Raw genomic sequence first — 4852 nt, 5'->3', positions numbered from 1 at the left:
CTCCGATGCGGTCGCCCCGGCGCTCACCGATCTCGAGATCGACGGCCGCATAAGACGCCAGCCCGGAGGGTTGCTCTCGCTCGTCTGATTGGCATCGCGCGCCGTCACAATGACGCCCGAGGCCCGCGTCATCTGGCCCCGCATTGACATTTCCCCCTTGCACCCCACATCTTCCGCCGCCATACGCCCTCCGCGCTCAGCCTGTGGACGTATTTCCAGGAAAGGTGGTCATTTCATGCCCGTTGTCGTCGTCGAATCCCCTGCCAAGGCCAAGACAATCAACAAGTATCTGGGGTCCGACTACACCGTTCTCGCCTCCTATGGCCACGTGCGCGACCTGCCTGCGAAGGACGGTTCGGTCGATCCCGAGCATGACTTCTCGATGACTTGGGAGATCGGAAACGACTCCCGCAAGCACGTCGCCGCCATCGCCGAGGCGCTGAAATCCGACAACGAACTGATCCTCGCAACCGACCCCGATCGCGAGGGCGAGGCGATCTCTTGGCACTTGAAAGAGGCGCTCACCAAGCGCCGCTCGATCAAGAAGGACACCGATGTTCGCCGGGTGACCTTCAACGCCATCACCAAGGCCGCCGTCACCGAGGCGATGCAGAACCCTCGCGAGATCGACGCGCCGCTGGTCGAGGCCTATCTGGCCCGCCGGGCGCTCGACTATCTCGTGGGCTTCAACCTCAGCCCGGTGCTCTGGCGCAAGCTGCCGGGCGCGCGCTCGGCGGGGCGCGTGCAGTCGGTCTGCCTGCGTCTCATCGTCGAGCGCGAGATGGAGATCGAGGCCTTCCGGCCGCGCGAATACTGGCAGGTCAAGGCGCTGCTCAGCACCCCGCGAGGCCAGGATTATGAGGCTCGCCTGACCATGCTGGCGGGCAAGAAGCTTGACCGTTTCGACATCGAGAACGCCACCCAGGCCGAGATGGCGGTGCAGGCTGTGTCCTCGCGCAAGCTCGAGATCGCCAGCGTCGAGGCCAAGCCCAGCTCGCGTAACCCCTCGGCCCCGTTCATGACCTCGACCCTGCAGCAGGAGGCCAGCCGCAAGTTCGGCATGGGCGCGCGGGCCTGCATGAGCGCCGCGCAGCGCCTCTACGAGGCCGGCCACATCACCTACATGCGGACCGACGGCATCGACATGGCGCCCGAGGCGGTCGCCGCCTGCCGCGACGCCATCGCCGACCGCTTCGGCAAGGAGTACGTGCCCGGCAGCCCGCGGATCTACAAGAACAAGGCCAAGAACGCGCAGGAAGCGCACGAGTGCATCCGCCCCACCGACATGACCAAGGACGCCGCCAGTCTCAAGCTGCGCGAGGACGACCAGCGCAAGCTTTATGACCTGATCTGGAAGCGCACGCTGGCGTGTCAGATGGAGGCCGCCCGTCTCGAGCGCACCACCGTCGAGATCGCCAGCTCCGACGGCCAGGTCGGCCTGCGCGCCACCGGTCAGGTGGTGCTCTTCGACGGCTTCCTGCGGGTCTATGAAGAGGGACGCGACGACGTCGCCGATGATGACGACAAGCGCCTGCCGCAGATCATGCAGGGCGAGGCCGCGAATTTCGCCAAGGCCGGCCTGCGCGACCAGTACGCCAAGGCCTCGGAAAAGGCCGATCCGGCCGCCGGCCCGGCGGCGATGATCTCCGCCAACGATGCGGTGCTCGGCACCCAGAGCTTCACCCAGCCGCCGCCGCGCTACACCGAGGCGACGCTGGTCAAGAAGATGGAAGAGCTCGGCATTGGCCGGCCCTCGACCTATGCCAGCGTGATCGGCACGATCCAGGATCGCGAATATGTCCGCAAGGAGCAGAACCGCCTGATCCCCGAGGATAAAGGCCGGATCGTCACCATCTTCCTGCTGAACTTCTTCCGCACCTATGTGGGCTACGAGTTCACCGCCGAGCTCGAGAATGAGCTCGACGAGGTCTCGGCCGGCGAGATGGATTACAAGGCGCTGCTCGGCAAGTTCTGGCGCGATTTCTCGGCCGCGATCTCGGAGACCTCCGAGCTGCGCATCTCCGAGGTGCTCGACGTCCTCGACGAGGCGCTGGCGCCGCAGCTCTACCCGCCGCGCGAGGATGGCTCGGATCCGCGCATCTGCCCGAAATGCGGGCAGGGGCGTCTGCATCTCAAGACCTCGCGCACCGGCGGGTTTGTCGGCTGTGGCAACTATCCCGAATGCACCTACACCCGCCCGATCGCGGGCGAGGGGGCCGAGGGCGAGGAGAAGATGCTCGGCCTCGACGGCGAGGACGAGATCTGGCTCAAGGCTGGCCGCTTCGGGCCTTACGTCCAGCGCGGCGAGCCGACGCCGGAGAACAAGAAGCCGCCGCGGGCCTCGCTGCCCAAGGCGCGGGGCAATTTCCTGCCCGGCTGGGCGCCCGATGATATGACGCTGGAAAAGGCGCTGACGCTGCTGACGCTCCCGCGCGAGATCGGCATGCATCCCGATGGCGGCGTGATCAAGGCGAACCTCGGTCGCTTTGGCCCCTACATCATGCACCAGGCCCCCGACGAGGAGAAGCCGGTCTATGTCAACCTCAAGGAATTCCAGGAGGTTTTCGAGATCGGCATGAACCACGCGGTGGAGCTTCTGGCCGAGAAGCGCGCCAACCCGGGCCGTGGCCGCGGTGGGGCGGCGAAGGTTCTCAAGGAGCTGGGCGAGCACCCGGATGGCGGCAAGATCGCGGTCTATGAGGGGCGCTACGGTCCCTACGTGAAGTGGGAAAAGATCAACGCCACCCTGCCGAAAGAGACCGAGCCGGGCGATGCCACGCTCGAGCAGGCGCTCGAGCTGATCGCCGAGAAGGCAGCCAAGAAGGGCGGCAAGAAGAAGGCCGCGCCGAAGAAGGCTGCGGCAAAGAAGACCACAGCCAAAAAGACGGCTGCCAAGAAGCCCGCCGCGAAGAAAACCGCCGCCAAGAAAGCCGGGGAGTGATCCCCGGCGGATAGCCTTTCCTGAAATGCGTGAGCGGGAGGCCGCCTGTCACGGGTTCGTGGCAGGCATGCAAATATATGTGATTGGAAATATGTTTGTTTGCCCGGCATCCTCCGGCGCAACCGATCACAGATAGCGAAAGCTTTGTCATGACCGATACGCCCTTCACGCGACGCGCGCTGCTTGGTGCCGCCGGCGCCGCCCTGACGCTGCCTCTGGTGCCTGCGCAGGCCCGGGCGCAAGCCATCGTGCGCAACAACATCTCCAGCTTCTCCATGCAGGACTGGCGCGATCACTTCGAGACGCTGGGCGTGTCGAGCATCGTGGCCGATACCACCTCGCGGGCGCTGCATTACTGGAACGCCGACGGCAGCGATTACCGCGTCTACCCGACCTCGGTGCCCAAGACCGACGAGCTGACCAAGCGCGGCTATACCGAGATCGTGCGCAAGAAGGTCGGGCCCAGCTGGACCCCCACCGCCTCCCAGCTCGAGCGTTTCCCCGACTGGGAGCCGATTGGCCCGGGGCCGGATAACCCCTTGGGAACCCATGCGATGTATCTGGGCTGGCCGGCCTACATCATCCACGGCACCCACGATACCCGCAAGATCGGGCGCCGGTCCTCGGATGGCTGCATCGGCCTTTACAACGAGAAGATCGCCGCGCTGTTCGAACTCTGCCCGATCGGGACACAGGTTCGGGTCATCTGACACATCTGCCGTTCGTGTTAGCGCTGAAGGCGGTTCCATCCGGGACCGCCTTCGTTGACTCTGGCTCTGCAGCGCGGCAAAACCCGTGCGAACAGCTTCAGGAGGGGAGAATTCCATGAAGAAAGTCTACGGCTCCGCAGCGGAGGCCCTCGACGGTCTGCTGCGTGACGACATGCTGATCGCGGCGGGCGGGTTCGGCCTCTGCGGCATTCCCGAGCTTCTGATCGACGCCATCGTCGAGAGCGGCGTCAAGAACCTGACCATCGCGTCGAACAACTGCGGCGTCGACGGGTTCGGCCTTGGCAAGCTGCTCGACACCAAGCAGATCAAGAAGATGATGTCGTCCTACGTGGGCGAGAACGCCGAGTTCATGCGTCAGTACCTTTCGGGCGAGCTGGAGCTGGAATTCAACCCGCAGGGCACCCTGGCCGAGCGCATGCGCGCCGGCGGCTGCGGCATTCCCGGCTTCTACACCAAGACCGGCGTCGGCACCGTCATCGCCGAGGGCAAGGACGTGAAGACCTGGGACGGCCAGGACTACATCCTCGAAGAGGGCATCTTCGCCGACCTGTCGATCGTCAAGGCGTGGAAGGCCGACACCACCGGCAACTGCGTGTTCCGCAAGACCGCGCGCAACTTCAACCCGCCGGCGGCCATGTGCGGCAAGATCTGCGTGATGGAAGTGGAAGAGATCGTCGAACCCGGCGAGATTGACCCCGATCACATTCACCTGCCCGGCATCTACGTGCACCGCATCATCAAGGGCGAGCACGAGAAGCGGATCGAACAGCGCACCGTGCGCAAGCGGGAGGAAGCATAATGCCCTGGGATCGCAATCAGATGGCCGCACGCGCGGCCGAGGAACTCGAAGACGGCATGTACGTGAACCTCGGGATCGGCATCCCGACGCTGGTCGCCAACTACGTGGGCGACAAGGAGATCACGCTGCAGTCCGAGAACGGCATGCTGGGCATGGGCCCGTTCCCCTATGAGGGCGAAGAGGATCCCGATCTCATCAACGCCGGCAAGCAGACCATCACCGAGCTGCCCAAGACGGCCTATTTCGACAGCGCGCTGAGCTTCGGCATGATCCGTGGCGGCAAGATCGCAGCGGCGATCCTCGGCGCCATGGAGGTTGCCGAGAATGGCGACCTGGCGAACTGGATGATCCCGGGCAAGCTGGTCAAGGGCATGGGCGGCG

5 protein-coding genes are annotated in these 4852 nt (G+C 65.0%); all 5 read left to right on the top strand.

Annotated elements, in window-relative coordinates; translation table 11 throughout:
* Window positions 1–88, top strand: an 88-nt coding sequence (locus AC6RA4_RS23300) for a DprA-like winged helix domain-containing protein (protein ID WP_500164351.1), incomplete at its 5' end; no start/stop codon positions are given.
* A gap of 147 nt (window positions 89–235) precedes the next feature.
* A complete protein-coding gene (gene topA, locus AC6RA4_RS23295; RefSeq protein WP_500164349.1) occupies window positions 236–2941 on the top strand; it encodes a type I DNA topoisomerase in 2706 nt (901 codons plus the stop codon).
* 149 nt (window positions 2942–3090) lie between these two features.
* On the top strand, window positions 3091–3651 hold the full coding sequence (locus AC6RA4_RS23290) for a L,D-transpeptidase (protein WP_500164347.1): 561 nt from the start codon (window positions 3091–3093) through the stop codon (window positions 3649–3651).
* A 115-nt stretch (window positions 3652–3766) separates the two neighbouring features.
* Window positions 3767–4471, top strand: a complete 705-nt coding sequence (locus tag AC6RA4_RS23285; protein ID WP_500164345.1) for a CoA transferase subunit A — start codon at window positions 3767–3769, stop codon at window positions 4469–4471.
* Window positions 4471–4852, top strand: a 382-nt coding sequence (locus tag AC6RA4_RS23280; RefSeq protein ID WP_500164344.1) for a CoA-transferase, incomplete at its 3' end; no start/stop codon positions are given. The genes AC6RA4_RS23285 and AC6RA4_RS23280, both read left to right, overlap by 1 nt.

The organism is Salipiger sp. (genome assembly GCF_059781815.1).
The sequence above is the reverse complement of the archived record's forward strand: the minus strand, read 5'-3'. Positions and strand labels throughout refer to the sequence as shown.

What these genes read in the sequence shown, in the direction of transcription:
- topA (WP_500164349.1), top strand. Translation starts at nt 236, where the DNA reads ATGCCCGTTGTCGTCGTCGAATCCCCTGCCAAGGCCAAGACAATCAAC.
- AC6RA4_RS23290 (WP_500164347.1), top strand. Translation starts at nt 3,091, where the DNA reads ATGACCGATACGCCCTTCACGCGACGCGCGCTGCTTGGTGCCGCCGGC.
- AC6RA4_RS23285 (WP_500164345.1), top strand. Translation starts at nt 3,767, where the DNA reads ATGAAGAAAGTCTACGGCTCCGCAGCGGAGGCCCTCGACGGTCTGCTG.